Consider the following 15114-nt stretch of genomic DNA (forward strand, 5'->3'; position numbering starts at 1 on the left):
GAGACGTCGATGACGCAGGCGACGGACGAACGTGCCGCTACGGTTTCGGTGCCCGAGCAGGTTCGTCCCGGCCCGCCGGTCGAGCCGGCCGCCGCGACGCCCGGTGCGGGCGCGACCGCCCCTCGGCGGCCACGGCTGCTGGTCCTCGACGGGCTGCGCCTCGGCGCGGCGGTCATGGTGGTCGCGTACCACCTCGTCGGGGACAAGCTCGGCGCCTGGCAGGACCCCTCCGCGGCGGCGGCGTTCGGCCCGCTGCACACCGTCTCCCGGTACGGCTTCCTCGGCGTGCAGCTGTTCTTCATCATCAGTGGCTTCGTGATCTGCATGAGCGCGTGGGGCCGACGGGTCGGTGACTTCTTCGTCTCGCGCGTGGTGCGGCTCTACCCGGCCTACTGGTTCGCGGTGCTGCTGGCGACCGGCGTGCTCCTGCTGGTGCCGCTGAAAAAGCGGCCCGAGGTCCGGGACGTCCTGGCCAACCTGACGATGATGCAGGACTTCCTCGGCGTCGCGCACCTCGACCTGTCCTACTGGACGCTCACCATCGAGATGGTCTTCTACCTGCTGTTCGCCGTGCTGGTCGCCCGCGGCCTGAGCTACCGCGGCGTGGTCACGTTCTGCGCCCTCTGGACCGTCGCCTCGCTCGTCGTGCCGAAGTTCGGCAACACGTGGCTCACCGCGGTGGTCGCCGCCAACCACTCCAGCTACTTCATCGCGGGCGTCGCGCTCTATCTCATCCACCGCTTCGGCCCGAACCTGCTGCTCTGGTCGATCGTCGGGCTGTCCCTGCTGGTCGCGCTCACCCGGCTGCCCGGCCTCGCCCGGGCCCGGGAGGTCGGCTTCCTGCCGTCCGCCGTGATCGTCACGTTCTTCGTCGTCGTGATGGCGGCGGTCGCCCTCGGCCACTTCGGCTGGGTGCGCTGGTCCTGGGTGGGCACGGCGGGGGCGCTGACCTATCCGCTCTACCTCGTCCACCAGACGGTCGGGCTCGCCGTCATCGAACGCGCCCAGACCCACCTGTCGCCGTGGCTGCTGCTCGGCGCGTTGTTCGCGGGGCTGCTGCTCGCCGCGTGGCTGATCCACCGGTTCATCGAGCGGCCCGTCGCCCGGTGGATGAAGCCGCGGCTGAGCGCCGCGGTGCGGCAGGCCCGCGAGGCAGGCTGATCCGACCGCTCTCACGGCGGCGCGCGGGCCGGTGGCCCGTGGCGCCGCCGTGCCATGCTGCGCGGCGCACCGGGGCGTGACCTGGCGCACATTCGATACGAACCGGTTCCGTATCGAAACCCTCTCACCTACGCTCGACTGCGTTACGAGTCTGTCCCGTATCGTATTTTGACGCGGGTGAGCCGGGGGGAGAACCCGAGTGGAACCGCACGAGAACACCGGACACCCGAGGAGGTGGGCGATCCTGGGGGTGCTGGTGATCAGCCTCCTCGTGGTGGTCCTCGACAACACCATCCTCAACGTCGCCCTGCGTACCCTCGCCGACCCGGTGCACGGCCTCGGGGCCAGCCAGGGCGAGCTGGAGTGGGCGATCAACTCCTACACCCTGGTCTTCGCCGGGCTGCTCTTCACCTTCGGCGTCCTGGGGGACCGCCTCGGTCGCAAGCGCTTCCTCATGGTCGGCCTGGCCCTGTTCGGCCTGGCCTCGCTGCTCTCCGCGTACGCGCACGACCCGGGCCAGCTGATCGCCACCCGCGCGCTCATGGGCGTCGGCGGCGCGGCCATCATGCCGGTGACCCTGTCGATCATCTCCAACGTCTTCGACCCGCGGGAGCGGGCCAAGGCGATCGGCGTCTGGGCCGGCGCGGTCGGCCTGGCCGTGGCCATCGGCCCGGTGCTCGGCGGCGCCCTGCTCGAGCACTACTGGTGGGGCTCGGTCTTCCTGATCAACGTGCCGGTGGTGGTGCTCGGCGTGGTGCTCGTCGCCACCCTCGTCCCGGAGTCCCGCGACCCCCGGCCGGGTCGGGTCGACCTGCTCGGCGTGCTGCTCTCCGTGGTCGGCCTCGTCGCCCTCACCTACGGCATCATCGACGGCGGCGAGCACGGGTTCGACCGGGCGCAGGTGTGGCTCGCGGTCCTCGGCGGGCTCGCGGTGCTCGGCTGGTTCGTCGCCCACGAGCTGCGCAGCGACCACCCGTCGCTGGACGTCCGGCTGTTCCGGGTGCCCCGGTTCGCCGCCCCGGTCGCGCTGGTCGGCCTGGTCTTCTTCGCCGCGATGGGCGTGATGTTCTTCGGCGCGTTCTACCTCCAGCTGGTCCGCGGCTACAGCCCGCTGGAGAGCGGCCTGCTCTTCCTGCCCTTCGCCGCCGCGCAGCTGATCTTCGCGCCGCGCAGCGCCGCCATGGTCCGCCGCTACGGGGGCCGGGCGGTCGCCGGGGTCGGGCTGCTGCTCACCGCCGCCGCGCTCGGCGCGTTCGTGCTCATCGACGCCGACACCCCGATCTGGATCTTCTCGGCGCTGGGCTTCGTCCAGGGCGCCGGCATGGCCAACATCATGCCGCCGGCGACCGAGTCGATCATGTCGGCGCTGCCCCGGGAGAAGGCCGGCGTGGGCTCGGCCGTCAGCAACACGGTCCGCCAGGTGGCCGGCGCGCTCGGCGTGGCGGTCCTCGGTTCGGTGCTCTCCGCGGTCTACCGCAACGACGTGGCCTCGACCCTGTCCGGCCTGCCCGCACCGGTCCGCGACGCCGCCCAGGAGTCGATCTCCGGGGCGTACGCGGTCGCCGGCCGGCTCGGGGCCGGCGCGCCCCGGCTCATCGACGCGGCGAACGACTCGTTCGTCTCGGCGATGCACTGGGCGGCGGGGATCTCCGCGCTGGTGGCGCTGCTCGGCATGGGCATCGTGCTGCGCTGGATGCCGGGCCGCCCGGTGATCGAGACCGAAGCCCAGCCGGCCGCCGAGCCGGAGTTGGCCGGAACCGCATAGGTTCGGCGACAATGTCTGACATGACTTCCATGGCTGATGCTCCGCGGTCGCCCGGGCGACCGCGGAGCGTCCGCGCGGACGAGGCGATCGTGGAGGCCACCCTCGACCTGCTCGCCGAGGGCAGCACGCTCGAGGCGCTCTCCATCGAGGCGATCGCCGCCCGCGCCGGGGTGGGCAAGGCCACCATCTACCGCCGCTGGTCCGGCAAGGACGCGTTGCTGATGGACGCGCTGGGCCGGCTCAAGGGGGTGCCACCCCAGCCCGCCGGGCGTTCCGTCCGCGACGACCTGGTGCTGCTCGTCGGCGCGGTCGGTCACAACGTCGACCCGCGGGCCGCGAAGATCATGCCGTGCCTGGTGCCCGAGGTGAACCGCAGCCCCGACCACTTCCAGCTCTACCAGAACATCGTCGCGCCCCGGCGGAAGCTCATGCGTGAGGTGCTGCGCCGCGGGGTGGACAGCGGCGAACTCCGCGCCGACCTCGACGTCGAGCTGGCCATGGCGCTGCTCAGCGGCCCGATGCTGCTCCAGCGGGTGCTGCGCTGGCACCCCGAGCTGGACGACCGGATCCTGCCCGAGCGGGTCGTGGACAGCGTCCTCGAAGGCCTCCGCGCCCGCTGACCGCCAGGGTCAACCCGTGCGAGGCGTGCTCTCTGCGGTCGCCTCCCTGAGCAGCGGTACGAGCCTGGTCAGCGTCCGTGCGACCGGCCAGGCTTCCGCCGGCTCGGCATCCCGTGCCGCGGCCACCGCCCAGGCCAGTGCGGTGCGCCGATCCTCGCCGTCGAGCAGTGCGGCCAGGTCGGCGAGCAGCGCCGCTCGGGCTGCTGGATCACGGAGCCGTGACGCGCCGGCCAACGCCGTCCGTCCCGCTTCCGCCGCCTCGCCGGGCGGCAGGTGCCGCGCCACGGCGGCGATGGCCCGGGCCTGGGTCGCCGGGTCCACGAGACGCCGCGCCGCCCGATAGGCCCGGAGTCGTAGCGCCGGGTCCAGGAACGGCGCCAGCTCCGCCAGGGACTCGGCGAGGTGCGCCGGCTCGTACCCGAGGACCGTGTCCAGGGCCGCGGCCCGGCGAGTCGGGTGCACCCGGGGCAGCAACGTCGACAGCCCGTGCTGCGGATGATCCCGCTCCTCGTGCAGCGCGGCCTCCCACAGCTCGTCGAGCTGCCGGTCGCTGAGGTGGGGAAGCAGGACCTGCAGGTGTGTCGACCAACCGGCGCCCGGCCGGGCGGCCAACGCGTGAGCCGCGATCGCCACCGCCTTCTCGCGAAGTTCCTCCGTCACGTGTCGCACCAGCGCCGTCGAGGCGATCGCCCGCGCCCTCGGATCCGCGATCGCCTCGGCACCCGCCAGCGCGGCGGGCAGTTGGGCGGCGGTCAGCCGCACCGCCAGCAATCCCAGCGCGTGCGCGCGCGTGTGCTCGTCCGGTATGCACAGCACCGCCGCCAACGCGTTGTCGAACTGGTCCGGCTCGATCATCTCGACCAGGTCGGACAGCGCCAGGTAGGAGTGCCTTCCGCCGCCCGGCTCGCGCGCGGCGGTCAGCGCGGCGCTCACCACCTCCCGGCGGCGCGACGCGGGGAGCGAACGGGCCGTCCCGGCGAGCCCCCGGGCCCGGAAGCCGGGCTCGGTGATCCCCGCCGCGGCACGGAGGGCGACCGCGAGTTGCGCCTCATCCAGGTGCGGCGCGATCGCGCCGAGCAGGACGGCCCGAAGGTTCTCGTCCCCGACCCCGACGATCAGCTCCAGCGCGGCGCCGCGCTGCTCGGATCGGAACCAGCCGGCCAGCGCGCACAGCTCGTGCCCCGGTCGCTGGCCGGGCGCCGGGGCCACCAGGTCGTACAGCTCCCCCCGCGCGGCCGCGTCCAGCCAGGGAGCGAGCTGGACAAGTGTGTGGCCGAGGGCGACGGGCAGCCGCCGTGCCGCGGCGAGCGCCACCCGGGCCGCGGCGGGGCGTCGCGCCTCGGGGAGCCGGGGGAGCAGCGCGGTCAGTGTCCGCGCCTGCTCGCCGGCGCGGCCCATTGCGGGCACCACGGTCAGCGCTCGCGCCGCCTGCGTTTCCGTCAACCGAGGCGCGACGGCGACGAGCAGGTCGGCCTGACGAGCCGAGTCGGGCATTGCCAGCGCATGGCCCAGCGCCTGCTCGACCAGCTCGTCGTCCAGCCGACCGGCCACCTCCTCCACCCCCTGCGCGCCGGGCAGGCGCAGCAGCACGCCGAGGAGGTCGGCGAGCGTCGGCGGGGGCAGGTCGGCGGCCGGCAGTGGAACGGGGTCCACCTCGCGCAGCAGCCCATCCAGGTCCGCCAGAGCCTCGCGGAACGCCCTCAGTGCGTTGCTGTCGTAGTACTCGTCGAAGACGTCCGGGTCGTCGGCGAGGCGGCACACCCGGCCGGCTGAGGCGACCAGCCGTCGAAAGGGGTCCAGTTCCGGCACGGACGAGATCATGCCCGCCGGGTCCGACAAGGGAAGCGGGCCGTCGCTCAGCCGGTGATGGGCGTACGCAGGCGGTGCAGGCGCAGGGCGAGCTGCACCTCCAGGGCGCGCTCCGGCTTCTGCCAGTCCGCGCCGAGCAGCTGACCGACCCGCTCCAGCCGCTGCGTCACCGTGTTGACGTGCACGTGCAGCAGCTCCGCCGCCCGGGCGAGGCTGCCACCCACCCCGAAGTACGCCTCCAGCGTCTTCACCAGCGCGGTGCCCCGGCGGGCGTCGTAGTCGACCACCGGCCCCACCGTGGCGGTGAGGAAGCGGGCCACGTCCCGGTCGCCCGGGTCGCCGACGGCGCCCAGCAGCAGCCCGACGAAGCCCAGCTCGGCCGTGCTCGCCCCCTGCCCGGCCCGGCCCAGCGCGCCCAGCGCGGTCAGGCACCGCTCCGCCTCGGCGAACGTGGTGGCCAGCGAGGCCGGGCCGGCCGACGGCCCGCTCGCCCCGGCCGTCACCGGACGGCCGGTCACCCGGGACAGGTCCCGGGCCACGGCCCGCGCCGCGCCGCCCGCGTCCCGGCCGGGCAGCATGAGCACCACCCGCCCGTCGCGCGCCGCGGCCAGGCCGCCCCGCGTCGAGGCGTACGTGGTGGCCCAGGAGAGCACCCGCTGCCGGGCCGAGCCGGTGGCGGCGAACGCGTCGTCGCCGACCGCCACCAGCACGTGCGGGGCGTCCAGGTCGACACCGAGCCGGCGGGCCCGGCTGCGCAGCGCGTCGGTGTCCCGCAGCGGCCGGGCGATCAGGTCGTCCAACAGCTCGCCCCGGACCCGGCCCTCCGCCTCCGCCACCGTCCGGCGGAACAGCAGCAGCAGCGCCGTGACCAGCGCGGCCCGCTCCAGGATCCGCTGGTCGGCATCGACGAGCTCGCCGTCCGGGCGCAGCACCAGCGCGCCCAGGTTCTCCGCGCCGGCCACCACGGCGGCGTACCAGAGCGGACCCCGGCGGACGCTGCGCCCCTCGGTGCGGGACGCGGCCACCGCCTCGACGATGTCCGCCCGGTCCGGCTCCTCGATCTCACCCACCCGGGCCAGCCGCCGCCCCTCGGCGTCCAGCGCCAGCAGCGCCCCGCCGAGCACCTCGGTGACCGCGGCCGCCACGTCCTCCATCCCGCCGCCGCGCACCACGAGGGCGGTCATCCGGTCGTGGGCGGCGGCGGCGCGCTCCACCGAGCTGCTGTGCGCCCGGATCGTGCTGTTCGCCGCCGACAGCTCCTCCAGCGCCGACCGGGTCTCCAACAGCAGCCGGGCCGTGTCGATCGCCACCGCGGCGTGCGCGGCCAGCGAGACCAGCAGCGACACCTCCTCCCGGGCGAACGGCCGGGCGGAACGGTTGGCCGCGTAGAGCACGCCGATCACGCTCGACCCCAGCCGCAGCGGGACGCCCAGGATGGCCACCAGGCCCTCCTCGCCCACCCCGCCGTCGATCTCCCCGGTGTGCCGGAACCGCTCGTCCTCCTGGTAGTTGGAGGTGACGTACGGGGTGCCGGTCTGCGCCACCAGGCCGCCCAGGCCGTCGCCCATCTCCAGCCGCAACCGCTGGAACCGGGCCGAGATCGAACCGTCGGTGACCCGCATGTACGTGTCGCCGCGCTCGTCGTCGTTGAGCGTCATGTAGGCCACGTCGGTGCCCAGCAGGATCCGCGCCCGGTGCACGATGGCCCGCAGCACGTCGTCCAGGTCGCGCAGCCCGGCCAGGTCGCTGGCCGTGTCGTACAGGCCGGAGAGCTCGGTCTCCCGGCGGCGCCGCCGCTCCAGCAGCGCGCGGACCCGCAACGCCACCAGCTTCGCCTGCTCCAGCTCGGCGAGACGCTCGGCGGGCAGGCCGGCGGCGCGGGCGGCGACCAGCGGGCCCTCGAACTCGACCGCGGCGGCCTCCCGCGCCAGCAGCTCCAGGAACTCGACCGGCGACGACATGACCGACATTGTGCGCGAGGCCACTAGTTGGCCGTCCAGCCCCCGTCGAGGGCGATCGACGCGCCGGTGATGAACGCGGCGGGCGGCGAGCACAGGTACGCCACCAGCTCCGCCACCTCCTCCGGCTCGATCAGCCGCTTGATCGCCGCCCGGGCCAGCATGATCTTCTCCACGACCTCGTCCTCGCCGATGCCGTGGCTGGCCGCCTGGTCGGCGATCTGGCTCTCCACCAGCGCGGTCCGCACGTACGCCGGGTTGATGCAGTTGGCGGTCACCCCGTGCGGGGCGCCCTCCAGCGCCACCACCTTCGACAGCCCCTCCAGGGCGTGCTTCGCCGAGACGTACGCCGCCTTGAACGGCGAGGCGCGCAGCCCGTGCACCGAGGAGATGTTGACGATCCGGCCCCACCCGTTCGCGTACATCCGGGGCAGCGCCCGGCGGATCAGCAGGAACGGCGCCTCCACCATCACCCGCTGGATGTACTCGAAGCGCTCGACGGGGAACTCCTGCACCGGCGCGACGTGCTGCAGGCCGGCGTTGTTGACGACGATGTCCACGTCGACGTCGAGCCGGTCCACCGCCTCGACGTCGGCCAGGTCGATGCCCTCGGCCCGGCCGCCCGCCTCGGCGGCCACGGCCTTGGCCGCCTCCACGTTGCGGTCGACCACCAGCACCGCCGCGCCGGCCGCCGCCAGGCGCAGGGCACAGGCCCGTCCGATGCCGCTGCCACCACCGGTCACCAGCGCGGCGCGACCGGAGAGGTCGACGTTCACGACGTGGGGGACCGCCACGGGTTCTGCCGTCATGGCGCAAGAAGTTACGAGCTGTGTGGCCGGCGGCACATGGGGCGGCGACACATACTCGACCGCTTCAGTGTGTGGCGCGGATCGCGTCCGCCGGCTCCCGGCGTGTCCGCCCGGCCGGGCCCCGGGGCGCACCAGTAGGGTGTCGAACACACGTACTGCTGGGGCTCGGGGAGGAGGCGGCGTGCGGGTGCTGGGCGTCGACCCGGGGCTGACCCGGTGCGGGGTCGGCGTGGTCGAGGGCGTGCCGGGCCGTCCCTGCACCCTTGTCGCCTACTACGTGGTCTACACCGATCCCGGGGACGACCTGCCGTTGCGCCTGCTGCACCTGGACCGCTCGCTCACCGATCTGGTCGCCGAGCACCGGCCCGACGCCGTGGCCGTCGAGCGGGTCTTCAGCCAGCACAACGTCCGCACCGTGATGGGCACGGCCCAGGCCAGCGGGATCGCCGTGCTCGCCGGAGCGCGGGCCGGGCTGCCTGTGCAGACCTACACGCCCAGCGAGGTGAAGGCGGCGGTGACCGGTTCCGGCCAGGCCGACAAGGCGCAGATGACCGCCATGGTCACCCGGCTGCTGCGGCTGCCCGAGCCGCCGCGCCCGGCCGACGCCGCCGACGCCCTGGCCCTGGCCATCTGCCACGTCTGGCGCGGCGGCACCCGGTCCAAGCTGGCCGCCGCGGCGCAGCGGGCACGACGAGGAGGAGTGTCATGATCGCCAGCGTGCGCGGCACGGTGACCGCGACGGGTCCGGACCACGCCGTGGTGGAGGTGGGCGGCATCGGCCTGGCCGTGCAGTGCGCCCCCGGCACCCTCGCCGAGCTGCGGGTCGGCCAGCCCGCCCGGCTGGCCACCAGCCTGGTGGTCCGGGAGGACTCGCTCACCCTCTACGGCTTCGCCGACGACGACGCCAAGCAGCTCTTCGAGCTGCTCCAGACCGCCAGCGGGGTGGGGCCGCGGCTGGCCCAGGCGGTGCTTGCCGTCCACACTCCGGATGCGATCCGCAAGGCCATCGCCAACGCCGACACCGCGGCGCTGACCCGGGTGCCCGGCATCGGCAAGAAGGGCGCCGAGCGGCTCGTGCTCGAACTGCGGGACCGGATCGGCCCGGTGCCGGTGGGCGCCGACGGCGCGGCCGGGGTGACCGCCGGCGCCTGGCCGGAGCAGGTCCGCCAGGCGCTGGTCGGGCTCGGCTGGAGCGCCGCCCAGGCCGAGCAGGCGGTGGCCGCGGTCGCGGAGACCGTCGACGGGGAGACCCCGCCCGTGCCGGTCCTGCTCAAGCAGGCCATCCGCCTCCTGGGCCGCACGCGATGAGCAACGACAATCTCGTCTCGGCGTACGTCAGCGACGCGGAGCGGGACGCGGAGGCCAGCGTCCGGCCTCGGCGGCTGGAGGAGTTCATCGCCCAGCACCGGGTGCGCGACCAGCTCGACCTGCTGCTGCAGGGCGCCATGCGGCGCGGCTCCCCGCCCGACCACATCCTCCTGTCGGGGCCGCCTGGCCTGGGTAAGACCACCCTGGCCAACATCGTGGCCGCGGAGCTGGGTTCGGGGATCCGGGTGACAAGTGGGCCGGCGATCGAGCGCTCCGGCGACCTGGCCGCCATCCTGACCAGCCTCGCCGAGGGTGACGTGCTCTTCATCGACGAGATCCACCGGATCGCCAAGCCGGCCGAGGAGCTGCTCTACAGCGCCATGGAGGACTTCCGGGTCGACGTGGTGGTCGGCAAGGGTCCGGGGGCGACCGCCATCCCGCTCGACGTGGAGCCGTTCACCCTGGTCGGGGCGACCACGCGGTCCGGCCTGCTCACCGGCCCGATGCGGGACCGGTTCGGCTTCGTCGCGCACCTCGACTTCTACTCCCCGGCCGACCTGGAGACGCTGCTGCACCGGTCCGCGCGGATCCTCGGCGTGCCGATCACCGCCGACGGGGCGGCGGAGATCGCCGGCCGGTCCCGGGGCACGCCCCGGATCGCCAACCGGCTGCTGCGCCGGGTCCGCGACTTCGCCGAGGTCCGCGCCGAGGGGGTGGTCAACCTGGAGACCGCCCAGGCGGCCCTGACCGTCTACGACGTCGACGCGCTCGGCCTGGACCGGCTGGACCGGGCGGTGCTCACGGCCCTGGTCGACTCGTTCCGGGGCGGTCCCGTGGGGCTCTCCACCCTCGCCGTGGCGGTGGGGGAGCAGCCGGACACGGTCGAGGAGGTGTGCGAGCCCTTCCTGGTCCGGGCCGGGCTGCTGGCGCGGACGCCGCGCGGCCGGGTCGCCACGGCGGCCGCCTGGCTCCATCTGGGGCGTACCCCGCCGAATGGTACATTTGGCACGGATGCCCCTCCCGCGCCCGATCTGTTCTCGGCGCAGACCGATCAGCCGTGATCCGAACGTGATCTGTGCCGCATTCGGTGTTCTCAGGTGCAGGGATTAGACTTCGCCGCGGTTTGTACAGGACGTGAGAAGTCGCCTCCGCTCCGGCACCCCACCGGGGGGAGCAGAGGCCAATGGGAAGGTCGACAACCGTGCAGAACCTTGCAGCAGGTGGCGGAGGGGCCGGCGGTCTGACGCCGATCCTCATGATCGCTCTGCTCTTCGGCGTCATGTACTTCATGATGATCCGCCCGCAGCAGAAGCGTCGCCGTGAGGCCGAGCAGATGCAGTCCGCGCTCGGCGTGGGCGACGAGGTGGTCACCATCGGCGGGCTCTACGGCACGGTGACCGGGGTCGAGGACGAGACCGTCCTCATCGAGGTGGCCCCGGGCGTGCAGACCCGGTACGCCCGCCCGGCGATCGCCCGCGTGGTCAAGCGGGTCGAGGTTCCGGAGGCCGAGACGATCTCCGAGGAAGCCGAGTCGGTCAAGGAGTGACACCGGCCCCGGACGGGGCAGCGGATTCACTCACACAAGTGGATAGTTGGGTCGGCGTCCGACGCCGGCACGCGGGGAACCCCGCGCGACGCCGCCGCGTCGTGCGCCGGGGAGGCGTGCCGTCCGGCGGCGCCGACCCCCGGAGCAGTCGGGCGGACACCCCCGGCCCGACAATCTCGCCGCTGCCGAAGCGGCGCGACCGTACAGGGAGACAGGACAGCCGTGGCACCACCTCAGGGACAGATGCGCCCCGGACGGCAGCTCGCCGTACTCGGGTTCATCTTCGTCGTCCTCTATCTTTTGGTGTTCTTCTCGGGCGGCGCCAGCGGTGGCTGGAAGGACCGGCTGGAGCCCCGGCTCGGCCTGGACCTCGTCGGCGGCACCCGGCTGACGCTCGAGGCCACCAACACCGTGGACGGCAAGCCCCCGACCGCCGCCAACCTGGAGGAGGCGCGGCAGATCATCGAGAACCGGGTCAACGCCTTCGGCGTGGCCGAGGCCGAGGTGGTCACCGAGGGCAACCGGAACATCGTCATCTCCCTGCCCGGCCAGAACCGGGACCTGACGGACGTCGGTGAGGCCGCCGAGCTGCGGTTCCGCAAGGTGCTCAAGGCCACCGACGGCAGCGGCGCCGCCGCCGCGCCGGCCCCGACCGCCAGCGCCACCCCGGCTCCCTCGGGCAGCGCCACCCCGACCCCGTCGGGCAGCGCCACCCCCAAGCCCTCCGGCAGCGCCTCGCCCAAGGTGACCTCGTCGCCGAGCGCCGGCGGGCAGGGCGGCATGGCCCCGACGCCGAGCGCCAGCGCCGCCGCGCCGACCCCGTCGGCGACGCCGAGCGCCGCCGCGCCGAGCCCGAGCGCCAGCGCCGAGCCGGTGCCGCAGAGCGTCGAGCAGCAGCGCAAGGCCATCGAGCAGAAGGTGGGTGCGGCCGCCTGGGCCGCCGCGTCCGGCCTCCAGGCGCCGGCCGACCTGACCGCCGACCCGTCGCTGGCCGACAAGCTCAAGCCGTTCGGCACGCTCTCCCCGCAGGAAGTCGCGGTGCTGCCGGTCGGGATGCAGTTCAACGTCCCGATGATCACCTGCGCCCAGCTCGACGACCGGCCGGCGGCGTCGATCAAGGACGAGAACCAGCAGGCGGTCGCCTGCGAGTCCGGCGCCAAGTACCTGCTCGACAAGGCCAAGGTGCTGGGCACCGACGTCAAGAACGCCTCCGCCCAGCTCGACCAGACGAGCTCCTGGGTGGTCAGCCTGAACTTCACCGGCAAGGGCCAGGAGAAGTGGACCGCGCTGACCCGCGAGGCGTTCACCAACGAGGGTCAGGCCTGCGACCAGACCGCGCTCGGCTCGGACGGCAAGTGCCGGGTCGCCGTGGTGCTGGACAACGAGATCGTCTCGTCCCCGGAGATCCAGGGCGTGCTGACCGGTGACTCGCAGATCACCGGCAGCTTCGACAACAAGAGCGCCAACGCGCTGGCCAGCCAGCTCCGCTACGGCGCCCTGCCGGTGACCTTCGAGCCGCAGGAGCAGCAGAACGTCACCGCGACCCTGGGCGACAGCCACCTCAAGGCGGGCCTGCTCGCGGCCGGCATCGGCATGCTGCTGGTCATCATCTACTCGTTCTTCTACTACCGGCTGCTCGGCTCGGTCATCTTCCTGAGCCTGGTGCTCTCGGCGCTGCTGGTCTTCGGCGCGCTCGTGGTGCTCGGCCGGTCGATCGGGTTCACCCTCACGCTCGCCGGCATCGCCGGCATGATCGTCTCGCTCGGTGTGGCGGCGGACTCGTTCGTCATCTACTTCGAACGGCTCAAGGACGAGATCCGGGAGGGGCGCAGCCCCCGCAGCGCGGTGCCGCGGGCCTGGGTCCGGGCCCGGCGGACGATCATCTCGGCCAACGCCATCACCCTGATGTCAGCCGTGGTGCTCTACATCGTCTCGGTCGGCGCGGTGAAGGGCTTCGCCTTCGCGCTCGGCCTGGCGACCGTGCTCGACCTGGTCGTCGTGTTCCTCTTCCGTCACCCGATCATGACGATGTTCGCCCGCACCCGGGCGTTCCTGTCCCCGCGGGTCAGCGGCCTGGGCCGGGCGCTCCCGGCCCGGTCGGCCGAGGCGGGCACCGGCCGCAACCCGCGCGTCAAGGAGGCCTGAGATGGCTAAGAGTGGTCTGGCCGCCCGGCTCTACCGGGGCGAGGCCGATCTCAACATCGTCGGCAAGCGCAAGCTCTGGTTCGGCGTGGCCGGCCTGCTGGTGCTGATCGCCGTGCTGAGCTTCGCGATCAGCGGCTTCAAGCTCGGCATCGAGTTCGCCGGCGGCAACTCGTTCCAGGTGCCGGCCAGCGTCGGCACGCTGGAGCAGGCCGAGACGAAGGTCAATGCCGCGCTCGCCGCCAAGGGCGGCGGTGCCGAGGTCGTCACCGCGCAGAAGGTCGGCAGCACCAGCGGCGAGTACTACGAGTTGCGCACCGGGCAGCTCACGGCGGAGCAGGCCAACCAGGCCAAGACCGAGATGGCGCAGTCGTTCGGCATCCAGGCCGACCAGATCAGCGGCAGCCAGGTCTCCGAGGCGTGGGGCAGCCAGGTCACCTCCCGCGCCCTGCTCGGCCTGGTGATCTTCGTGGCCGTGGTGGCGATCTACCTGATCCTCCGCTTCGAGTGGCGGATGGCGGCCGCCGCGATCGCGTCGCTCTTCACGAACCTGCTGCTCACCGCCGGCATCTACTCGCTGGTCGGCTTCGAGGTCACCCCGTCGACGATCATCGGCTTCCTCACCATCCTGGGCTTCGCGCTCTACGACGTGGTGGTGGTCTTCGACAAGGTCCAGGAGAACACCCGCGGCATCACCGCCAACAACAACCAGACCTACGGCGAGGCCGCCAACCTGGCGTTGAACCAGAGCCTCATGCGGTCGCTGAACACCTCGGTGGTCGCGCTGCTCCCGGTCGGCGGCCTGCTCTTCATCGGTGCCGGCCTGCTGGGCGCGGGCACCCTGAAGGACCTGGGTCTGGTGCTCTTCGTCGGTATGGCGGTGGCCTTCCTGACCTCGATCCTGCTGGCCACCCCGCTGCTGGTGCTGCTCAAGAACCAGGACCCGCGGATCAGCGCGCACAACAAGCGGGTGCTGGCCCGCCGGGGCGCCATCGCCCGTGGCGAGGTCACCCCGAAGGGCGCGCCGCGGGCCGCGGCGGCCAGCGCCGACGAGGCCATCGACCCCGAGGCGGCCGCCCTGGCCGGCGCCGCCCCGAAGGTCGGCGCCCGGCCGGCCGCCAAGCGCCCCACCGGCGCCCGGGGCGGGCGCCCGGCCGGTGGCGGAGGCAACCGGCCCGGTGGCGCGAAGCGTCGCTGACCGCACACCCGGTAGGGATCGACCCGGCGGCGTCCGCCATGCTGTGAAAGCGGCATGACGGACGCCGCCGTCGTTCGAGAGGACATGGGACACCGTGACGGAGACCCACACCACCGGGGTACGAGGAGACAGCGGCCCGGAGGTCGCCCGCCTGGTCGCCAGCCGCGTGCTGGACGTGCCGGACTTCCCGAAGCCCGGGGTCATGTTCAAGGACCTGATGCCGCTCTTCGCCGACGGCACGGCCTTCCGCGAGGTGATCGACGGGATCATCGCGTACCACGGGCGGGACTCGTTCGACGCGGTGGTCGGCATCGAGGCGCGCGGCTTCGTGCTCGCCGCGGCGGTCGCGTACGCCACCGGGGTCGGCGTGGTGCCGGTGCGCAAGGCCGGCAAGCTGCCCCGGGCCACCCACGCGGCCTCCTACGCCCTCGAGTACGGCGAGGCGACCCTGGAGGTGCACCAGGACGCCTTCACGGCCGGGCACCGGGTCCTCGTCCTGGACGACGTGCTCGCCACCGGCGGCACCGCCGAGGCCACCCTGGATCTGGTGGAGCGGGCCGGCGGCACGGTGGTCGGCTTCACGGTGCTCATGGAGCTGGGCTTCCTCAAGGGCCGGGAGCGGCTCGCCCCGCGTCCGGTCCATGCCCTGCTGACCGTTTGAGCCCACCGACCCGTCGGGCGGACCCGGCGCGGTCCGTCCGGCGGAGCGGCGGCGTACCCTGCGTACGGGTAGCATTGCCCTTTGCTTGACCGGGCGGGTGACCGTCCGGCGGCGCGGGGCTGCCGGGGCCGCGAGGT

Annotated in this window: 13 protein-coding genes; 10 read left to right on the forward strand and 3 right to left on the reverse strand. The window is 73.4% G+C overall.

What is annotated here, in order from left to right; genetic code table 11:
- Positions 1–9 precede the first annotated feature (9 nt).
- The 3 genes from ACQP12_RS10975 to ACQP12_RS10985 all read left to right on the forward strand — a co-directional run bounded on the left by ACQP12_RS10975 (position 10) and on the right by ACQP12_RS10985 (position 3546).
- Positions 10–1161, forward strand: coding sequence for an acyltransferase family protein (locus ACQP12_RS10975; RefSeq protein WP_433287177.1), 1152 nt, complete (start codon positions 10–12; stop codon positions 1159–1161).
- Between the two features lie 199 nt (positions 1162–1360).
- Complete coding sequence (locus tag ACQP12_RS10980) at positions 1361–2926, forward strand: MFS transporter (protein WP_357946126.1); 1566 nt, start codon at positions 1361–1363, stop codon at positions 2924–2926.
- A gap of 11 nt (positions 2927–2937) precedes the next feature.
- A complete protein-coding gene (locus ACQP12_RS10985) occupies positions 2938–3546 on the forward strand; it encodes a TetR/AcrR family transcriptional regulator (protein ID WP_357946123.1) in 609 nt (202 codons plus the stop codon).
- A 9-nt stretch (positions 3547–3555) separates the two neighbouring features.
- Here the strand turns inward: ACQP12_RS10985 and ACQP12_RS10990 are convergent, their stop codons facing one another.
- Genes ACQP12_RS10990 through ACQP12_RS11000 form a run of 3 tightly spaced genes read right to left on the reverse strand, consistent with a single transcriptional unit; the run spans position 3556 to position 8122 of the window.
- Positions 3556–5355 carry a hypothetical protein gene (locus tag ACQP12_RS10990; RefSeq protein WP_433287179.1) on the reverse strand — a complete coding sequence of 600 codons (1800 nt, stop codon included), beginning with the start codon at positions 5353–5355 and terminating at the stop codon, positions 3556–3558.
- A 47-nt stretch (positions 5356–5402) separates the two neighbouring features.
- Positions 5403–7325, reverse strand: a complete 1923-nt coding sequence (locus tag ACQP12_RS10995; protein ID WP_433287181.1) for a helix-turn-helix domain-containing protein — start codon at positions 7323–7325, stop codon at positions 5403–5405.
- 14 nt (positions 7326–7339) lie between these two features.
- On the reverse strand, positions 7340–8122 hold the full coding sequence (locus ACQP12_RS11000; RefSeq protein WP_357946119.1) for a 3-hydroxybutyrate dehydrogenase: 783 nt from the start codon (positions 8120–8122) through the stop codon (positions 7340–7342).
- A 181-nt stretch (positions 8123–8303) separates the two neighbouring features.
- Between ACQP12_RS11000 and ruvC the strand changes: the two genes are divergently transcribed.
- The 7 genes from ruvC (at position 8304) to ACQP12_RS11035 (ending at position 14977) form a co-directional block, all read left to right on the forward strand.
- The gene (gene ruvC, locus ACQP12_RS11005) at positions 8304–8831 is read left to right on the forward strand and encodes a crossover junction endodeoxyribonuclease RuvC (RefSeq protein WP_433287183.1); all 528 of its coding nucleotides are present in this window, start codon (positions 8304–8306) and stop codon (positions 8829–8831) included.
- Positions 8828–9430 (forward strand): Holliday junction branch migration protein RuvA, encoded by a 603-nt coding sequence (ruvA, locus tag ACQP12_RS11010; RefSeq protein ID WP_357946114.1) that lies wholly within the window; start codon positions 8828–8830, stop codon positions 9428–9430. The genes ruvC and ruvA overlap by 4 nt, the downstream gene beginning before the upstream one ends.
- Entirely contained in the window at positions 9427–10491 is a 1065-nt protein-coding gene (gene ruvB / locus ACQP12_RS11015) for a Holliday junction branch migration DNA helicase RuvB (protein WP_433287186.1), read from the forward strand. The genes ruvA and ruvB overlap by 4 nt, the downstream gene beginning before the upstream one ends.
- A gap of 194 nt (positions 10492–10685) precedes the next feature.
- Complete coding sequence (gene yajC, locus ACQP12_RS11020; RefSeq protein ID WP_374628039.1) at positions 10686–10976, forward strand: preprotein translocase subunit YajC; 291 nt, start codon at positions 10686–10688, stop codon at positions 10974–10976.
- A 222-nt stretch (positions 10977–11198) separates the two neighbouring features.
- A complete protein-coding gene (gene secD / locus ACQP12_RS11025; protein ID WP_433287188.1) occupies positions 11199–13121 on the forward strand; it encodes a protein translocase subunit SecD in 1923 nt (640 codons plus the stop codon).
- A gap of 1 nt (position 13122) precedes the next feature.
- Positions 13123–14316 carry a protein translocase subunit SecF gene (secF, locus tag ACQP12_RS11030; protein WP_357946106.1) on the forward strand — a complete coding sequence of 398 codons (1194 nt, stop codon included), beginning with the start codon at positions 13123–13125 and terminating at the stop codon, positions 14314–14316.
- A gap of 94 nt (positions 14317–14410) precedes the next feature.
- The gene (locus ACQP12_RS11035; RefSeq protein ID WP_433287190.1) at positions 14411–14977 is read left to right on the forward strand and encodes an adenine phosphoribosyltransferase; all 567 of its coding nucleotides are present in this window, start codon (positions 14411–14413) and stop codon (positions 14975–14977) included.
- The last annotated feature ends 137 nt before the right edge of the window (positions 14978–15114 follow it).

It is taken from the genome of Micromonospora sp. CA-244673 (assembly GCF_050948395.1).
In the GTDB taxonomy this organism is placed as follows: domain Bacteria; phylum Actinomycetota; class Actinomycetes; order Mycobacteriales; family Micromonosporaceae; genus Micromonospora.

Excerpts from the sequence above, each read along its gene's own strand:
- ACQP12_RS10975 (WP_433287177.1), top strand. The coding sequence starts at position 10 with ATGACGCAGGCGACGGACGAACGTGCCGCTACGGTTTCGGTGCCCGAG.
- ACQP12_RS10985 (WP_357946123.1), top strand. The coding sequence starts at position 2,938 with ATGTCTGACATGACTTCCATGGCTGATGCTCCGCGGTCGCCCGGGCGA.
- ACQP12_RS10995 (WP_433287181.1), bottom strand. The coding sequence starts at position 7,325 with ATGTCGGTCATGTCGTCGCCGGTCGAGTTCCTGGAGCTGCTGGCGCGG.
- ACQP12_RS11000 (WP_357946119.1), bottom strand. The coding sequence starts at position 8,122 with ATGACGGCAGAACCCGTGGCGGTCCCCCACGTCGTGAACGTCGACCTC.
- ruvA (WP_357946114.1), top strand. The coding sequence starts at position 8,828 with ATGATCGCCAGCGTGCGCGGCACGGTGACCGCGACGGGTCCGGACCAC.
- ruvB (WP_433287186.1), top strand. The coding sequence starts at position 9,427 with ATGAGCAACGACAATCTCGTCTCGGCGTACGTCAGCGACGCGGAGCGG.
- yajC (WP_374628039.1), top strand. The coding sequence starts at position 10,686 with ATGATCGCTCTGCTCTTCGGCGTCATGTACTTCATGATGATCCGCCCG.
- secF (WP_357946106.1), top strand. The coding sequence starts at position 13,123 with ATGGCTAAGAGTGGTCTGGCCGCCCGGCTCTACCGGGGCGAGGCCGAT.